9 protein-coding genes are annotated in these 16,145 nt (G+C 48.5%); 8 read left to right on the plus strand and 1 reads right to left on the minus strand.

Features of this window, described 5'->3' with window-relative positions:
* The first annotated feature begins 68 nt into the window (after positions 1–68).
* A complete protein-coding gene (locus tag NSS79_RS17355; RefSeq protein WP_342435441.1) occupies positions 69–1,538 on the plus strand; it encodes a glycoside hydrolase family 32 protein in 1,470 nt (489 codons plus the stop codon).
* Positions 1,539–1,612: 74 nt separating this feature from the next.
* Here NSS79_RS17355 and NSS79_RS17360 read toward each other — a convergent pair whose 3' ends face one another.
* On the minus strand, positions 1,613–4,756 hold the full coding sequence (locus NSS79_RS17360) for an alpha-mannosidase (RefSeq protein ID WP_342435442.1): 3,144 nt from the start codon (positions 4,754–4,756) through the stop codon (positions 1,613–1,615).
* 231 nt (positions 4,757–4,987) lie between these two features.
* On the opposite strand from NSS79_RS17360, the gene NSS79_RS17365 reads away from it, so the two are divergent.
* The 7 genes from NSS79_RS17365 (at position 4,988) to NSS79_RS17395 (ending at position 16,092) form a co-directional block, all read left to right on the plus strand.
* On the plus strand, positions 4,988–6,814 hold the full coding sequence (locus NSS79_RS17365; RefSeq protein ID WP_342435443.1) for a sensor histidine kinase: 1,827 nt from the start codon (positions 4,988–4,990) through the stop codon (positions 6,812–6,814).
* Between the two features lie 4 nt (positions 6,815–6,818).
* A complete protein-coding gene (locus tag NSS79_RS17370) occupies positions 6,819–8,369 on the plus strand; it encodes a response regulator transcription factor (protein WP_342435444.1) in 1,551 nt (516 codons plus the stop codon).
* Positions 8,370–8,624: 255 nt separating this feature from the next.
* On the plus strand, positions 8,625–9,554 hold the full coding sequence (locus NSS79_RS17375) for an ABC transporter permease subunit (protein ID WP_342435445.1): 930 nt from the start codon (positions 8,625–8,627) through the stop codon (positions 9,552–9,554).
* A 25-nt stretch (positions 9,555–9,579) separates the two neighbouring features.
* Positions 9,580–10,530 carry a carbohydrate ABC transporter permease gene (locus NSS79_RS17380; protein WP_341118824.1) on the plus strand — a complete coding sequence of 317 codons (951 nt, stop codon included), beginning with the start codon at positions 9,580–9,582 and terminating at the stop codon, positions 10,528–10,530.
* A 70-nt stretch (positions 10,531–10,600) separates the two neighbouring features.
* Positions 10,601–12,133 carry an ABC transporter substrate-binding protein gene (locus NSS79_RS17385; RefSeq protein ID WP_342435446.1) on the plus strand — a complete coding sequence of 511 codons (1,533 nt, stop codon included), beginning with the start codon at positions 10,601–10,603 and terminating at the stop codon, positions 12,131–12,133.
* 54 nt (positions 12,134–12,187) lie between these two features.
* Entirely contained in the window at positions 12,188–14,839 is a 2,652-nt protein-coding gene (locus NSS79_RS17390) for a discoidin domain-containing protein (RefSeq protein WP_342435447.1), read from the plus strand.
* Positions 14,840–15,090: 251 nt separating this feature from the next.
* Positions 15,091–16,092, plus strand: coding sequence for a hypothetical protein (locus tag NSS79_RS17395; RefSeq protein WP_342435448.1), 1,002 nt, complete (start codon positions 15,091–15,093; stop codon positions 16,090–16,092).
* Positions 16,093–16,145 lie beyond the last annotated feature (53 nt).

Here is a 16,145-nt window from a genome sequence, read left to right on the forward strand (position 1 = left end):
CAGAACTCATTGTTTCGATAAGACCCAGTACACTATAGAGATAAAACTAAGTTGTGAGGAGAGAAGAGATGTCAGCTGAAGTTATACAAGCAGAGAAATACAGACCCAAGTTCCATTTTAGTCCACCAGCGAATTGGATGAACGATCCGAATGGTTTGGTTTATTTTAAGGGGGAATACCACCTCTTCTATCAGCATCACCCTTATGGAACCAGCTGGGGACCGATGCACTGGGGACATGCAGTGAGTAAAGACCTGGTCACTTGGGAGCATCTCCCTATTGCACTTGCTTCCGACGGGCTGGGAATGATTTTTTCGGGTAGTGCAGTGGTGGACTGGAACGATTCAACCGGTTTTTTCGACGGGGAACCCGGTCTTGTCGCTATTTTCACGCATCACGCCCATTCTCCTGGAGGGATTTCAATAGAGAAACAAAGTATTGCCTTCAGTAGAGATGAGGGAAGAACTTGGATTAAGTATGAAGGGAATCCCGTCCTTGCTTCGGATAAGCATACTGATTTCCGGGATCCTAAGGTGTTCTGGCACAAAGAAACTGAGCAGTGGGTGATGATTGTTGCCAGTGGTCAAACCGTTTGTTTATACCGTTCTCCGAACCTGAAAGAATGGAGCTTCAGCAGCGAGTTTGGGCAAGGGATGGGTTCACATGACGGCGTTTGGGAGTGCCCGGATTTATTTGCATTACCTGTTGACGGAGCGGAGACGGCATTGAAATGGGTCATGTTCGTGAGTATTGGAAATGAGCCACATGTTCCGGAAGGGTCTAGAACCCAGTATTTCACCGGACACTTTGACGGTTTAGCTTTCATACCGGATCAATCCTCTCAAACGACTCGTTGGATCGATTATGGAAAGGACAATTACGCTGGCGTGAGCTGGTCTGACGTCTCTGCTAAAGATGGGCGCCGGATTTATATCGGCTGGATGAATAATTGGAAATATGCAGGCGACACTCCAACTGAGGGATGGAGGGGGGCCATGACATTTCCAAGGGTACTGACTTTGGAAACGAGGAACGGCGACATTGCATTGATTCAGCATCCCGTCAATGAATTGGAATCCATCCGAGTGCCTCAGATTGAATCAGAAGGGAATTCCTCTGCTAAGCTCGATTCAATTTGCGAAGGTATGGAATTAGAAACCTTTGAGCTTGTTGCCGAATTCAAATGGACTGAGACCGTGGATTCTATAGGCTTTAAGATCAGAGCCTCGGGCCAGGAGGCAACGCTCGTCGGTTACTCCGTTAAAGATGAAAGCTTATTTATCGATCGTACCCGTTCCGGAAATATTGATTTTCATGATGATTTTTCGGGTAGACATCAAGCAAAATTACAGTCCAGCCAGCAGTGCGTGAAATTTCAACTTATAGTGGACCGGTCATCCGTCGAAGTCTTTGCCAACGATGGAATCCTCGCGATGACGGATCTGATCTATCCTTCCTCCGACTCATTGGGTTTATCGTTCTTTTGTGATGGCGGGGAGTTACTGTCCTATAAAATTGCAATCCATAAATTAGGCTGAAAATTAGAACAAGGCGAACTCACAGGAGTTCGCCTTGTTCTGTATCCTAGAGGAAAGCCATCGTTACATGACAGTTAGCATCGTAGGTCGATTTCAAAGGTTTTAATCTCATAAGGTTCAAGGACGAAGCAGATGCCAGCATCGTTATGCATTTCGCCATCTGGTTGTTCCATCAAGTTCGTTTCTCTCCATCCATGAATCTGCAGGCTGCTCGTCAGCTCCAGCATGTTGGAGCTTCCGGAGTAATCGTGAATACGCACGATGAGGCAGTCCGAATCCTCTGCTTTTTTCACAGCAGAGATCATGGCCGTATCGCCGGACAAGGCGAACATGGAACGGCTTGGCTGCTCTGCATGTCCCTTCGTATAGCGAATCGGGGCATTCAGGAACCAGGCTTGCTTCACGGTCTGACCGGTCAGCCAATCCCCTTGATGCGGTAGAAGGGCATAGGTGAAGCGATGCAGCCCCTGATCGGCATGCGGATCAGGATGTGTGGCGCTTTTGATCAACGTGAGCCGCAGGACATTGTTTTTAATATCATAACCGTATTTGGAGTCGTTCAACAGGCTGACACCATAACCCTTGTCAGACAAATCTGCCCATTGATGCCCGACAGACTCGAAGCGCGCCCAATCCCAGCTCGTATTCCAATGTGTCGGCCGTTTCACGTTGCCGAACTGAATATCATAGGTTGCTTCAGTAGAGCGGATGCCGACGGGGAAAGCCACCTTCAGCAATTGCTGCTTCTCGTGCCAATCCACTTCGGTCACATAGTCGATGCGCCGTTTCCCGGCATAGACGATCAGGTTCTGCGTAATTATAGAATTACGGTACTGCCAATTGAAGCGGATGACGGCCCGAAGCGGACCGGTCTCAATCACTTCGATTGCTGTGCAATCTCGAATCTCAGTCATTTTTTCCTGATAGAAGATATCAATATCCCAAGCTTCATGTGCCAGAGGTTTATCCTCAAACACCTGCAATAGATTGCCGTTAGCACCCTTGGCCAGTACTTCCCGTCGTGCTGCTTTATCGTAAATGCGGGTCAACTGCCCGGCTTCGTTCCATGCCAATTGATAAAAAGGGGTTTCGATTCCAAGTTCTGTATGGCTGAATGGAGACAACTCTGAATGAATAGATTCAGCTTCGCCATGGAAATGTATGGTTGTATACCCGAGCGAAGGAATATCTTGCACTTCAATATACCAAATGCCTGTATCCAGCTGTGCATTCAAGCGTAGCCCTGCATCGCTTAACCAATATCCCTGCTCCATCCCCGCAGAAGCGGGAATAGCGACTAGCTCCGTAATACTCCATGGTGAGGAATTCCACACCGAGAAACTGCCTGCCGTTTTCTCTGCTGCGATCGCAGTCCGGGCTTGTGTGTCGACCTGACTGCCGATCTGCCACGCTTCCTCGTATTCGACTGTACTGTCTTCGTACACCTCACGGATGGAGGAGCCTGGAATGATGTCATGGAACTGGTTGCGCAGAATGATTTTCCATCCTGAGGTCAGCGGTTTGGCTTGATACAGATTCCAGTCTTCCTGCACAATGCTTTGCAGGGCATTCAGCCACTCGGCTTCACGATAGGCCAGTTCGAGTTTGCGGTTCATCTGTTTGTTGTAAGCTTGGCTGGTATATGTCCCGCGGTGATACTCCAGATACAATTCGCCGTCCCAGGTATGGATGTATGAACCGGTATCCGCTACCGTCTGCTGCAGCTTTTCGAAATAGGCATCTGCACGTCCGGTAGTCACCTTGGGTAGTCCAGGCAACTGATCCAGCCGCCGGCGCATCTCGAGCATTTCGCGGTTCACGCCACCGCCGCCGTCACCATAACCATAGGACAGCAGCAGCTCCTGATTCATCTCCTTGTCGCGGTAGGCATCCCATATTCCTTTGACCGTCTTGGGGGTGATCTTCCCGTTATAGGTATAGAACCATGAACCCGGCTCAGACCACGGTTCAGGAGTGGTGATGAAATGGGTCAATACCTCGGAGCCGTCTATGCCGCGCCAATGGAACGTATCGAATGGCATCCGGTTATACTGGTTCCAGCTGATTTTCGTAGTCATGAACGTATGAATGCCCGATTTTTTCAAAATTTGCGGCAGGGACCAGCTGTAGCCGAACACATCCGGCAACCATAAGTACCTGCACTCCGATCCGAACTCCTCCTTCAGGAAGCGTGTACCGATCAGCAATTGCCGAACCAGCGATTCGCCCGAGGTCAGATTGCAGTCCGCTTCAAGCCACATGCCACCGCCGGCTTCCCAGCGGCCTTCCGCAATGCGCTCCTTGATGGATTCATACAGCTCCGGGTAGTCTTCTTTCACATATTCATATAGCTGGGGCTGTGTCTGCAGGAAAACATACTCCGGGAACATCTCCATCAGCCGCATCACCGTAGAGAAGGACCGCGCACATTTCTCACGTGTATGCTTAAGCCGCCACAACCAGGCAACGTCAATATGGGTATGGCCAATACAGGTGATGGTCACATCGGATAGTTTGTCCATGGCTTCCAGGCGGGCGCTAAGATTGTCTCTGGCTTCGTAGACAGAGATGAAAAACGCCTCTGATTCGGAGTCTGCCCAGTCAATCATACGTAAGGATTGCTGAAGCGCCTGCAGCAGCTTCGTGCGCTCCGGCGCATTTGCATCCAGGATTTTTACGGTTTCGAGAATGGCCGTCCCGGTGAACACAAGATCGTCCATTTTCTCATCAAGCCAGCACAGCTCCGCCTGTTTGAAGGTATGCGTCTGATTACGCGGTTGTCCGCCTCCTTCAAGACCGGACCATAAGCGGAAGAGCAGCTCAGCTGAATTGCCTGCCGCCGAAGCAGGAAGGAATACTTCCTTATGATTGGAATCGACGCCTTGAAAAGGCTTGCCTTCCCAGTAGAAAAGGGATTCAAAGCCGGAGTTATTGCCACCCCCGGTATCGCCGAAATCAAACAAGCCGACGATTCGCTTATTTTCCCAGGATACAGGGATTTCAGCATCTGCACGCAGCCACAAATAGAGATCCCGGCCAGTCCAGGTCTCGTTAATATGCATTGGTTGCCAATTGGCTTCGGCACCTGGAACCGTAGGATTAATATCTTCCCGGCGGTCTTCACAAGCAAGAAATACGCTCAAGGTCTTCTTGTCCCGGTAACGGAGTGCGGATAATTCATGAATACGTGCCTGTAATTTGTTTTCGGTAAGAAACATCGAGTGGACCCCCAGTTCATATTATCGGAGGGTGAATGATTTATAGGGAAAGATCCAAATTGGGATAAAAAGTGAATAGCATAGGGGAATGCGCTCATTATAGCGCTTTCTTTTCTTTTTGACAATTGAAAGTTGAGGGGAAGGCACTGCATGTTCTATTTATTGCGCAAATTTAACGAACGGTGATACACTGAGTTGAAAATTGGCTCCCAAGGAGGCGGTCAGGCGCGAATGTCCAAGATCCGGACCTTTTATCAAAATCATCTGAAGAAAAAAATGTTTAACAAGATCCTCCTGTTCTACTCTATGGTCATGGTTCTCTTGTTTATTAGTGTCTCTATTCTCGCTTACCGCTATTATGAGCAGCGGCTCGTACGCGAGCAGATGGATGCGAGTCTTCAGGAACTAGACATCATCAGCATCAGTCTGAATCAGCAGAACGAACGGATGTATGGCGCGGTGCAGCAGATTTATACGGATGCGATGATTGGAGATGATCTGAAGTATTTCTTGACTCATGAGTATGAGAACTTCCTCAAGTGGCGTCTGAATCAATATGCAAACAGCTACCGGACGGAGCGCAACAGCTTTGATTATCATTTACGCCTGCTGCTGAAGGAGGAAGCCTCCATCTCGAACATCGTGCTGTACAGCTCGGACCAGGACTTTTATTACCTTCTAAACCGGGAAACGCAGCATTTTTACGATCAACCGGCGTTATCCGCCGCACATCAGGACTGGTACGAACGTTTCCGGAATCAGCCCTGGCAGTATATGGGCAACGAGCCGCTGTTCAAGGGAAAAGCCGCCGGGGAATCTACACCCTACAGCTACGTGAATGTCCTTAAGGACCCTGTGACGCTGAAGGAATACGGTGCCATCCTGTTCGAACTCAATACAAGCCGGATTAAAGGGCTGCTGCGGGAAAAATTAAACAATACGAGCAGTCGGATCATGCTGATCACATCGCAGGGGCAAGTGATTTTTGACTCGCAGGGGCGTTACGATCATACCGTCTATCCGTATTGGAAGCAGATGACTAAGCCGGGGGATTGGGTGAATCTGGAGGAACGCTCCAAAGTACAATTGCTGAATATCGGGAACACAGGGATGGTCGCTGCTGCCATCATTCCGGAGTCTCAAATCGTACAGAGCCTTCAAACCTTACGTTTTAGTCTCACAGGGATCGTGATCTTATGCATCATTATCAGCATCTCAGTCACGTTCACCGTTATCCGCCGCTACTCCAAAAAAATCCACAGAATTATCGTCTACATGAGGCGCTGGCAGGATGGCGATTTGAGCAAGCGGATCAAAATGGAGGGAGAGGACGAACTGCAGCAGATCTCGCAAAGCTTTAACTATATGTGTGACCGGCTGGAGTCCTATATCCAGACCGTCTACATCTCGGAGATCAAGCAGAAGAACGCACAGCTCGTGGCTCTGCAGGCGCAGATCAATCCGCATTTCCTGTACAATACGCTCGAGAGTATACGCATGAAGGCTATCAGTTCAGGGGCCAGGGATGTCGGTCAAATGATTTATATTCTCGCAACAATGTTCAGGCATTTGATCAAAAAACAAACACATGTCACTCTGTCCGAAGAAATCGAGCTGTGCGGGATGTATTTGGCCTTAATCCAATACCGGTATGAGAACAAGCTACAGGTGGAAACGAACATCGAGATGCCGGTCGCCGGAAGTATCGTGGTTAAACTGCTGATTCAGCCGATTATTGAAAATTACATCGTTCACGGCTTTCGGGCGAATGACGACGATAACCGGATTTCCATAATGGCTGCAAAACAGGAGAGACACATCATTATTCGAGTGAAGGATAACGGGAAAGGCATTGCGCAAGAGAAATTAATAGAGCTACGCAAGGCGCTGCAAAGTGAGGGGGAAGCACCTTCGCGATCAAGTGATTCCCTGGGTCTAAAAAATGTACATGAACGCATTCGTTTGAATTATGGCAGCGAGTTTGGAATACGTGTGATCAGTGAGCAGGATAAAGGCTGTGAGGTTATCATCGAAATTCCATTCACAAGGGAGGACTAACCGAATGAGGAACGTATTGCTGGTAGATGACGAGCCACTCATTGTCGAAGGAATGCAGTCCATCATTGATTGGAATGCGAATCATATGCAAATTGCAGATACAGCGCGCAATGGTGTGGAAGCGCTAGCAAAACTGGACGGCTTATCCGTAGATCTGGTTATCACAGACATCATGATGCCCCAGATGACAGGACTTGAGCTGATCCGTGAGGTCAAAGTACGTAGTCCCCTCACTAAGTTCATTATTCTGAGCGGTTACGAGGAATTTAATTACGTGCGGGAAGGTATTACGCTGGGTGTCGAGAACTATTTGCTCAAACCGGTCAATATCGACGAATTGGAAGCGACGATTAAGCATATGCAGCATGATTGGGAGCGCGAGGAAATCAGACAAATCCAAATGGATCAGAGCTGGAGGATTCTGAGGAATAATATATTGCAGCGGTGGGCTAACGAAACCATTGATGCCAAAGAGTTCCGGGAGCGCGCGCAGCTGCTGGAAATCCCCTTGACCAAGTCAAGATACTGCGCTGCTGCGCTGCGAATCGTAACCGATCACGAAATGGATGATCCGCAGTTTTACAGACCCGTAATCGCCGAGCAGTGTGAAATCATAGGTAATAAACATTTACCGGACGGCTGTAAAATCATCTGCTTCCCTGATCAGGAAGGGGATATCATCGTGCTGTTCGCTTCAACCGGCATGGAAGAAGAAGAATGGCAATATCATGCGCTTCGCGGGATGAAGCAGTGGATCGCGTCTGATACAGGCGCCTGTGTATGGGGCGTGAAAGGGCAGTCCGAGCAATCCTATCTGGGGTTTCCGCAAAGCTGCAAACAAGTAAAGCTGTGGCTTCAGAATCATTTGTTTGGCGAGTCAGAGACTCTAATAGTGACATCGGACAACGAAGGAGAAGCCGCATATGAGCATAGGGAGCCCGCTATGGATCAATTCCATAAGTTGCTCCGGGACGGGAAAAGTCTTGAGGTTGACCGGTTCATCGACGACTTCTTTGATGTTCAGGCAGAGGATGGGCACTCGGCAAGAACGCCGTTCTTCAACTCCGCAATCCAGCTTATGCTGGCGGCCAAGACTTTGGAAAAGACTCCGGACTACGGAGGCGTATTCGCTCCCTTATCCAGAATCCATACTCGCAGCGGGCTGAAGCGGCTGGTGAAAAGGGTGATCCATCAAACACTTGATACATACCATGCGACTGAAAGGGACTATAGCCCGCATGTGATGGCTGTACTGGATTTCGTGAAAAACACTTACAAAGAGGAGCTTTCGCTGAAGACGCTCAGCCAGAAACTGGACCTTCATCCCAACTATCTGGGGCAGTTGTTTCAACAGGAGGCGGGCACGAGCTTCTCCGATTATGTGAACCAGTACCGGATCGAACGTGCCACCCATCTGCTGCTGTACACAGACAAAAAGACGGCGGAGGTGGCAACGGAGGTAGGCTATTGGGATACATCGTACTTTTACAGGCAGTTCAAAAAATATGCCGGCGTTTCCCCGACAGAACTGCGTTCGATGTATATGAAAAAGTAGGCCGCGACCTGTCGGTTCTAAAAAAAACACACCTTGCGGAGGTGTGTTTTTTAGTGAAATGAATGCGCTATCTTTAATTAATCCATCATTTTATTGTATTTTTCAACTATCTCGGCGGCTGCCCGGCTTTCATAATAAAGACAGGGGTGAACGGGAAAATCCAAAACACCAAGTGAGCTGAAGTCTACCATTGTTGATTATAGGGGATGAACAGTGGATGAACTCAGCTACAAGCGAATCAAAGGAGGGACAGCCGTGCTAGGTATCTTGAAGAAACTGATGAAGAATAGGGCGTTTCTTCTGCTGGTACTGCCGGGAGCAGCGTGGTTTATTATTTTTGCTTATTTGCCGATGTTTGGGACGATTATTGCCTTTAAGGATTTCCGGATTCATCCGGGAGGTTTTCTTGAAAGCGTTTTAAAAAGCGAGTGGGTCGGCTTCAAAAACTTCGAGTTTCTGTTCTCGACCGACGATGCTTATATCATAACGCGCAATACGATTCTTTATAACGTCAGTTTGATCCTGCTTGGACTGGTTCTCGCGGTTACGCTTGCCATCATTATGAATGAGCTGTTAAATAAACGGCTGGCGAAATTATACCAAACCGCGATGTTTATGCCGTATTTCCTCTCATGGGTTATTATTAGCTATTTTGTATTCTCGTTCCTCAATGTCGAAAAGGGCGTGTTCAATCAGCTCCTTGTCTTCTTTGGCGAAGATCCGGTCAGTTGGTACAGCGAGACGAAATTTTGGCCGTATTTTCTTATCTTTCTGGGTCTCTGGAAAAATGCCGGATACGGGAGCGTCGTCTATCTTGCAGCAATTGCCGGCATCGACCGCTCTTATTATGAGGCAGCAATGATCGACGGCGCTACCAAATGGAATCAGATCAAGTTTATTACACTGCCGATGCTGAGGTCGCTTATGATCATTTTGACAGTTCTGGCACTCGGCGGCATCTTCCGCTCGGATTTCGGCTTATTCTACCAGGTTCCGCGGGATTCCGGCGCACTGTATCCGGTCACCAACGTTATCGACACATTCGTGTATCGGGGGCTGACGATCATGGGCGATACAGGTATGAGTACGGCTACAGGCCTTTATCAATCCGTTGTCGGTTTGATTCTCGTTCTGCTCGCGAATTACGCTGTACGCAAAATTGAAAAGGATTATGCCGTATTCTAAAAAAATCGGCAAGGGGGTGCCTGCAATGAATGACTTAAGCGAATCTATGGAGAGAACGTTGCTCTATGCTCCCAGGAAGAAGACCAGGGACATCAATGCGATTAGTCCATTATGGAATTTTATATTTAATGTGGGGGTGTGCTTATTCGCCCTATCCTGTATCTTCCCGTTTATTTTTATCATTATCATTTCCTTTACGGACGAGAAGACGTTGGCCATCAACGGCTTCAGCATCCTGCCCGAGGTGCTCAGTCTGGACGCCTACCGGTTTCTGATGCGGTCCGGTGAGCAAATGGTCCAATCCTTGGGAGTGACCCTGGCCGTAACGGTCATTGGAACAGTTCTGACGCTGTATCTCGTTTCTACATATGCGTACGCAATTTCACGCAAGAACTTTGACCAGCGCCGGTTCTTCAGCTTTCTCGCCTTCTTCACCATGCTGTTCTCCGGGGGACTGGTCCCGGGATATATCGTCGTTACGCAAGTACTTCATTTGCGGGATTCCATCTGGGCGCTGATATTCCCATCCATTCTGAACGCCTTCTATATTATCGTCATGCGCACCTTCTTTACGACGACTGTACCGGATGCGATCATCGAATCGGCCAAGATCGACGGAGCAACCGAATTTGGCATCTACACACGTATTGTGCTGCCAATCTCGCTGCCGGGTATTGCGACTATCGGGCTTTTCAGTACACTTGGCTTCTGGAATGACTGGTTCAATGCGCTTCTGTATATTGATAATCCAAATTTAATTCCACTGCAAACACTGTTAATCCGGATTCAGAACAATATGGACTTCATCGTACAGAACAGCAGCCAGGTAGTATCTTACGACATTGCTGCGACCTTGCCGACAGAAACGGTCCGTATGGCGATGGTTGTGCTGGCTACGCTGCCAATCGCGCTGGCGTATCCGTTTTTTCAAAAGTATTTTATCCAAGGACTTACGATTGGTTCGGTTAAGGAATAAGTTGGATAAGTTGTAGCTGCCCGAAGCAGGGCAGTAACAATAGATATTTATATTGATTAGGGGGAGACATATGAAGTCCAAGAAAATTGTATTGCTGATGGTTGTGTTTCTGTTTGCACTTGCTTCCACGTTGGCTGGCTGTGGCGGCAACAACACGAAGGAGAACAGTAATGGGAATACGCCCTCCGAGACCCAAGCGGCTAGTCCAACGGAATCTGGCGACCAGACCGGGGATAAGCTGGACCCTGTAAAGCTCAAGGTATACCTGATCGGTGGTCCACAGCGTGACCTGCCAAAGATTCAAGAGGAAATGAATAAATATTTGACGGACAAAATCAACGCAACCGTCGACATCACAATGATTGACTGGGGCGACTACTCGAAACGGTTACCGGTTATCACTGCTTCCGGGGAGAATTACGATATCGCTTTCACCTCATCCTGGGCTTTTGACTACCTGCCCAACGCGACTCGGGGTGCATTTTTGCCAATCAATGATTTACTGGAAAAATACGGTCAGGATATTATAAAAGAGCTCGACCCGCGTTTCCTGACTGGATCGCAGGTGAATGGCAAAAATTATGCCGTGCCGGTGAACAAGGAGCTGGCTTCGCAATGGGTATGGCGTTTTAACAAACAGTATGTCGACAAGTACAAGATGGATATTACAAAAATCCGCACCCTAGAGGATCTCGAACCTTATTTGAAACAAATCAAGGAAGGCGAGCCGGCTGACATTACACCACTGGCCGTACCGAAAGGCTTCAAGCCTTATATGCCGTTCGACTTCCTCCTGGGCGATGAGTTCCCGGTTGGTATGAATATGAATTCAACGGATGGCAAATACGTCAATATCCTTGAATCCGACGAACTGAAAAGCTCGCTCAAAACCATTCGCAAATACTATCAAGCCGGATATCTGCGCAAAGATGTTGCAACTCTGGAAGGCATTGATAACATCAAGACAGGCAAATGGTTTGCTGACCGCGAGCAAACGCAGCCTTATGCAGAATTGGGCTGGTCGAGAAGTGCGGGTTATGACATTGTGACCTCACCGATGCAGGATCCGGTTATCTTCACAGGCTCCGCTACCGGTTCTATGCACGCAATCTCGGCGAATTCCAAAAATCCGGAGCGTGCGATGATGTTCTTGAACCTGCTTAATACGGACAAATATTTGCGCAATCTGATCAACTACGGTATCGAAGGCACGCATTATAAGAAGATCTCTGAAGACGTCATTGAAGATCTGCCGGCTATGAAAGACGGGTACCAGATGCCGGGATTCGCATTAGGAAATCTTTTCCTGACCTACAGCCACAAGGAAGACCCTGCGGATAAATGGGAAGCGTTCAAGGAGTTCAACAATTCCGCCAAGGTTGCTCCAAGCTTCGGCTTCAACTTCAACCCCGATCCAGTAAAGACCGAAGTAGCATCCATCTCGGCGATTGTAAAAGAATTCTATCCACCTATCATGACAGGTGCAGTCGACCCGGATGAATATCTGCCGAAGGCAATCTCCAAGATGAAGGCTGCAGGGCTAGATAAAGTCATAGCAGAAGCACAGAAGCAATACGACGAGTGGAAAGCAGCCAATAAATAAAGCTGGCATTATTCTACTATTAACAACACAGATGATCAATTGGAGGAGGATGGCATGAAAAAGATAGGTGCAGGTTTTATCTTTTTAGTTGTGATGTGTGCTGCATTATCCACTTCTGCGTTCGCAAAACAGCCTTATTCATCCTATTGGTTTCCAGAGCAATTGCTTCAGTGGAGTCCGGCATCCGACCCGGATGCAACATTCAACCGCAGTACAGTCCCGCTGCAGGACCGCTTTGTGGGAGCAGGAGCCAACTCGCATGCGACTAAAGCGCCGAAGGTTATGGCTTTATCGGCACTCAATTCGGGAACAAGTGGAGTACCCTCACAGGGCTCGGACAAATTCGGGGTGAACACGTTTACCTATTGGCAATATGTTGACAAACTGGTCTATTGGGGCGGCTCGGCCGGCGAAGGGATCATCGTGCCTCCAAGCGCCGATACGATCGATGCAGCTCATAAGAATGGCGTGCCGATCATCGGAACGGTGTTTTTCCCGCCAACGGTGTATGGCGGGAAATATGAATGGGTGAAGCAGATGCTTCAGCAGAATAGCGACGGCTCCTTTCCTGCCGCTGACAAGCTGATCCAGGTTGCGAAGCATTACGGATTTGACGGCTGGTTCATTAACCAGGAGACCGAGGGTGGAACGCCGGCTGATGCACAGAAAATGAAAGCTTTCCTGAGTTATCTTGAATCGCACAAGTCTACATCTATGCACATCGTATGGTACGATTCCATGACCAAAGAAGGCAGTATCAGCTGGCAGAATGCCCTAAATGACAAAAATGCGATGTTCCTGCAAGACAATGGGAAGCAAATAACAGACAGCATGTTCCTGAACTTCTGGTGGAAGGATCTTAAAAGCTCGGCAGAGAAGGCCGCAAGCTTGGGCAGAAGTCCGTTTGACCTGTATGCAGGCATTGATGTTGAAGCCAAGGGTTACGATACGAAGGTGAACTGGAATCTGCTGTTCCCTGAAGGAGAGCCTGCAGTCACTTCTCTGGGTATTTACCGCCCGGACTGGGCTTTTAACAGCGCAGAGAGTATGGAGGATTTCTTCATCCGCGAGAACAAATTCTGGGTGGGTCCAAACGGAAATCCGGGCAATACCGCGAGCAGCCAAGCCTGGAAAGGAATCGCGAACGATGTGGTCGAAGCATCCCCGGTAAATGAGCTGCCCTTCATCACGAGCTTCAACACTGGAAGCGGACAGAAATATTATGTTCGAGGGAAGCAGGTGCGGGATAAGGGATGGAACAACCGGAGCCTGCAGGATGTCCTGCCGACATGGCGCTGGATCGCAGACAGCAAAGGAACACCGCTTACTCCGGTGCTCGATTGGTCCGATGCTTATTACGGCGGCAGCTCGCTGAAGGTATCAGGTGTGCTGAACCATGACAATGCGACACATCTGAAGCTCTACAAGACAGATCTGAAGATCGAAGCAAGAACGAAGCTGTCGGTTACGTTCAAAACGCAGAGTAAGCCGAGCCTGAAGGTTGGCCTTGCTTTCGCAGACCATCCCGGCCAATTTGTCTTCCTTAACGTGAAGGATAAGACATCACCAGGCTGGACTACAGAAACATTGAATTTGACCCCTTATAAAGGGAAACGGATCGTGGCGTTGTCACTGTATTTTGACACCAAGGATACGATAAGTGATTATGCCATACAAATTGGCCAGCTCTCCATCCAAAATGCCAACGACCCGATTCAACCGCTCCCGGCGGTTCGGGAGTTTAAAGCCACTCAATCCGATTTCCGCAATGGAATCTATGGAGATGCCAGATTGCAGTGGAAACCGCTTGATCAGCAGGTGAAGCAGTACGAAATCTATCGTGTACTGCCGGATGGCAATGAGGTGCTAATGGGTGCAACGCCAAATCATGTGTTTTACGTCCCTGAGATGAGAAGAATTGACAAGGAAGCGGTCACGGTATTGAAGGTCGTTGCGGTCAATGGAAGATACGAGCAAGGTCAGGCCTCCAGCGTGAAGGTCAGCTGGCCGGCCTATCCGAAGCCGGCTGCGGAGTTCAAAGCCGATCGGACGCTGGTGGCTCCAGGTGAGAGTGTAAACTTCACCGACCTGTCGACCGAAGTGACAGAAGGATGGTCATGGACCTTCGAAAGCGGAAGTCCGGCTGTCAGCACCTCGAAGAACCCGGTGGTAACGTTCAATCAGGAAGGCGTGTATAGCGTGACCCTGACTGCAACCAACAGCTCGGGCCAAGACACAGTGACGAAAAAGGCGCTCATCACCGTAAGCAAGGAAGCCGGTGCGGTGAAGAATCTGGCACTTGGCAAAACTGCAACAGCCGATCATGCCTGCGGGGAAAAGGAAGGAGCGCCTAATGCCGTAGACGGTAGAGTGTCGGACAACAGCAAATGGTGCGCACTTGGCAATCTGCCTCACTGGCTTCAAGTCGATCTGGGTGCCGAGCATCAAATCAGCACCTTTGTCATCAAGCATGCTGAGAGCGGAGGAGAGTGGTCCGGGTTTAATACCAGCGATTATACCATTCAGGTGAGCAGCGACGGTACGAACTGGGCCGATGCCGTCAAGGTCCAAGGAAACACAGCAGCCGAGACGACTGATGCGATTGCGCTACTTAAAGCCCGCTATGTAAAATTAATCATTACTAAGCCCTCGCAGGGTGCCGATACAGCCGCGCGAATCTATGAGTTTGAAGTTAAGGGACTGTAATATTACACTTAAAATATCATCCTTATAATGAAGCAAATAAACCGCAGCCCTTCAAAGGCGTACGGTTTATTTGCTTTGTCTATTGGATCAATTCATTCCGAAGAGCAGCGGCGTCAAAAAGAAATCTTCCGGCCAACACTGGCCGAGGCTATATTACCAGCGTCAGCAATTGAAGGCCGCTCCCCACACCGCTGCATGTAAAGGCAGAGGAAAATAATCCCTTTTGTCGAATATATGTATAATGAGAGAGCTTGAATTATTTTCTGGGGAGAACTAGAATCGCTCCAAATCTTGAACAAGCACCCGAATTAAAAATTAGAGTCCAAAATATCGATTACCCTAAACCCTTTGAACCTTTGACAATCTTTTGGGCAAAAGATAATGAGGGGCTGTATAAGACAATTTTCGGTCCGGGCAAGACGAAGACTACTATGGTCATGACCGGTATTTACAGCAATATCTTGTATGAAGATTACGAGACATTATATTTTCTGAAGCATGGGGTTAACCAGACAAGCGATATCTACAAGCTAGAAGTGTCCTCCAAGAGATTGACGCGCCTGACCAGCTTAGGGGAAATCGATCAATTTTTTCTCAAGAACAAGAGCATCTATTATGTCACCAATGGCATGACTATCGAACCTGGCGTATACCGGATGGCGCTGGATGGAAAGTCGAAGGTCAGAGTTAGTTCAACCCTATTGGATGCGCAGGATAAAAGGTATCGCTATTACATTGGCTCAGGAATACAAACTGATGGGTTGGACGTCTATTTTCCGCTTATGCGACAGCCCTTGCCGTCCACTGGCGAGAAGTATATCGTGCAGAAAGACGATGAAATCGAATATAACTGGAAAACCGCGAAGAACAATGAGGAGCAACTCTCTACTTATTTTTTCTATATGACAGATTACATGGGTGATGCAGGTTCCGATTCGTTCGTTTTTGTAGAGCATGATGAGGAGGCAGACACGACTTACCTTCATCTGTTTAAAAAAGGTAATGAAATTGTTCGTAAAATAATAGGTTGGGAACTTGAGCCTTTGGACATCTTGCACGGATGGGCGTATTTCACCGCAAAGGCTGAAAACTTGGAAGCGGGAGGGACTTTCGCCATTCGGCTGGACGGTTCAGGACTGCGTCAGGTCGGTAACAATGAATTTTTACTATCCGACTACTTAGGAAGCATTAAGCGGAATCTTGTGTTCCAGAACCGTAACGACGGCACATTTACGATTATGAAGGAATTATGATTTCATTAGAAGTCGCCATATTGGCGACTTTTTTTGTAGTAACGATATAAGCC

Source organism: Paenibacillus sp. FSL L8-0436 (assembly GCF_038593025.1).
GTDB lineage: Bacteria > Bacillota > Bacilli > Paenibacillales > Paenibacillaceae > Paenibacillus_AQ.

Bases quoted from the DNA above. Each gene is read 5' to 3' on its own strand.
- NSS79_RS17355 (WP_342435441.1), top strand. From the start codon at position 69: ATGTCAGCTGAAGTTATACAAGCAGAGAAATACAGACCCAAGTTCCAT.
- NSS79_RS17360 (WP_342435442.1), bottom strand. From the start codon at position 4,756: ATGTTTCTTACCGAAAACAAATTACAGGCACGTATTCATGAATTATCC.
- NSS79_RS17365 (WP_342435443.1), top strand. From the start codon at position 4,988: ATGTCCAAGATCCGGACCTTTTATCAAAATCATCTGAAGAAAAAAATG.
- NSS79_RS17370 (WP_342435444.1), top strand. From the start codon at position 6,819: ATGAGGAACGTATTGCTGGTAGATGACGAGCCACTCATTGTCGAAGGA.
- NSS79_RS17380 (WP_341118824.1), top strand. From the start codon at position 9,580: ATGAATGACTTAAGCGAATCTATGGAGAGAACGTTGCTCTATGCTCCC.
- NSS79_RS17385 (WP_342435446.1), top strand. From the start codon at position 10,601: ATGAAGTCCAAGAAAATTGTATTGCTGATGGTTGTGTTTCTGTTTGCA.
- NSS79_RS17390 (WP_342435447.1), top strand. From the start codon at position 12,188: ATGAAAAAGATAGGTGCAGGTTTTATCTTTTTAGTTGTGATGTGTGCT.